This is a genomic window from Eggerthella sp., assembly GCF_048329335.1.
Lineage (GTDB): Bacteria > Actinomycetota > Coriobacteriia > Coriobacteriales > Eggerthellaceae > Eggerthella > Eggerthella lenta.
In genome coordinates this window covers 1-1,973 of record NZ_DBFEGU010000345.1, presented here as the reverse complement: position 1 = coordinate 1,973, position 1,973 = coordinate 1, and the positions used below count along the sequence as shown (strand labels likewise).

The following is a 1,973-nucleotide window of genomic DNA, read 5'->3' as shown; positions in this document are numbered from 1 at the left end:
GGCGTGGAGCGCCAGGTCACCCGTTCGTCGCGACAGGGTTCCCGCTTGTGGAAGCGCAAGCCGCTCGATCGCTCTGCGGCGCTCGCGCTCGTGTCGAAGATCATCGAGGAGAACAGCGAAACGTATGCCGAGCATCCGCTGTTGCTGGCCTTGGGCGTCCGCCACCTGTTCATGAGCGTGCACCCGCTGCCGGATTGGAACGGCGCCGTGTGCTCGCTCATGATGAAGCTGTTGTTCAGGAAGACGGAACGGCCCGTGTTGGCGTACGTGCCCATCGTGAAGCCTATGGGCGCCTGGGAAAGCGGCATCCTTCGCCCGCCCGCCGTCATGTCGCTGGTGAAAGACGCCGCCGTCCTCGTTGACGGCGAGGTCGACTACACCATCCACATCGACGTGGCGACGGGTTTGGTGCGCAAGAAGCTGGACGAGGTCGAAGCGGAGCTCAAACGCATGCTCAAACGTGATGAGGCGTTCGTGCGCGCGCTGCGAAACGACGTAGACGTCAATCATCGGCAGCGCTCCGTGCTGCAGATGGCCCTCAGCAATCCTGAGGCGGTGTTTCGCATCGAGTCGCATCAGAAAACCCACAAGGTCGCTTACGCCACGGCGCGTGCCGACCTGTACGGTCTCGTCGACCTTGGGTTTTTGAAGTGCGTCCGCACGAAGCGCGCCTTTGAGTTCCCCGTGACCCCCGGCCTTCGCCAGCTGTTGACGCGCTCTTGACGTGCTTTCGCAAAAAAGCGCCCGGACATGAAAAAGCCTCCCATTTCTCATGTCCGAGAAATGGGAGGCGGTTCGATCGCGCGGGGGCGGCGAGGTTCTCGTTGTCAGATCACGGCCGTCCCGGGGCCGCCTTTGTCGTAGCGGTGGCAGGCCACGCAATGATCGGGCTTCACCTCGACCAAAGGAGGCATGATCTCGTCGCAGCCGTTCACCTTCGCGAAGCAGCGGCTGGCGAAGCGGCAGCCCGGCGGCGGGTCGATGGGCGAGGGCACGTCGCCTTCCAGGATGATGCGCTCCTTCTTGGCGGCGGGGTCGACCGACGGGATGGCCGACAGCAGCGCCTGCGTGTACGGCGACAGCGGGTCGGCGTACAGCGCGTTCTTGGGGGCGATCTCCATCATCTTGCCCAGGTACATGACGCCCACGCGGTCGGACACGTGCTTCACCACGTTCAGGCCGTGCGCGATGAACAGGTACGTCAGGCCGAACTGCTCTTTCAGCTCGTCCAGCAGGTTCAGCACCTGCGCCTGGATGGACACGTCCAGCGCCGACACGGGCTCGTCGCACACGATGAGCTTCGGGTTCACGGCTAGGGCGCGCGCGATGCCCACGCGCTGGCGCTGGCCGCCCGAGAACTCGTGGGGATAGCGGTTGCGCATGTAGTTCGCCAGGCCCACGCGCTCTAACAGCTCGTTCACGCGATCCTCCACCTGGTCTTTCGGCAGGATGTTGTTCGTGATGATGGGCTCGGCGATGATGTCGCCGATGCGCATGCGCGGGTTGAGCGACGCGTAGGGATCCTGGAAGATCAGCTGGATGTCTTTGCAGTACTGCTTGCGCTCGGCCGGCTTCATCGCCGTCAGCTCTTTGCCGTCGAAGACGATTTTGCCCGACGTGGGCTTCAGCAGGTTCACCAGCATCTTGCCTACGGTGGTTTTGCCGCAGCCCGATTCGCCCACCAGGCCGAACGCCTCTCCCTTGCGGATTTGGAAGCTCACGTCGTCCACGGCCTGCACGTAGGAGGTCGCCTTGCCGAAGAAGTTCGTGTCTGCGGCGAAACGCTTCGTGAGGTGCTGGACGTCGAGCAGGATGTCCTGCTCGACCGCGCCCGCTTGCGCGGACGCGGTCGCGTTGCTCGCGGTGTTCTCGCTCATCGGCTCGCCTCCTCTTCCTTCTCGATCTCCTCGATCTCCGCCTCGCGCAGATCTTCGGCAGCCAACAGCGCCTCGGCGGTCTCCACCTCGCGCGCC

The 1,973-nt window shown here is 64.1% G+C and carries 1 protein-coding gene and 1 pseudogene; one reads left to right on the top strand and one right to left on the bottom strand.

Going from position 1 to position 1,973, the window contains the following annotated elements:
- Positions 1-723 (top strand): annotated as a pseudogene (locus tag ACMO6A_RS10840) (hypothetical protein); the annotation flags it as partial.
- Between the two features lie 104 nt (positions 724-827).
- Here ACMO6A_RS10840 and ACMO6A_RS10835 read toward each other — a convergent pair.
- Positions 828-1,877: an ABC transporter ATP-binding protein gene (locus ACMO6A_RS10835; protein WP_009304660.1), complete on the bottom strand. Its 1,050-nt coding sequence runs from the start codon at positions 1,875-1,877 to the stop codon at positions 828-830.
- Positions 1,878-1,973 lie beyond the last annotated feature (96 nt).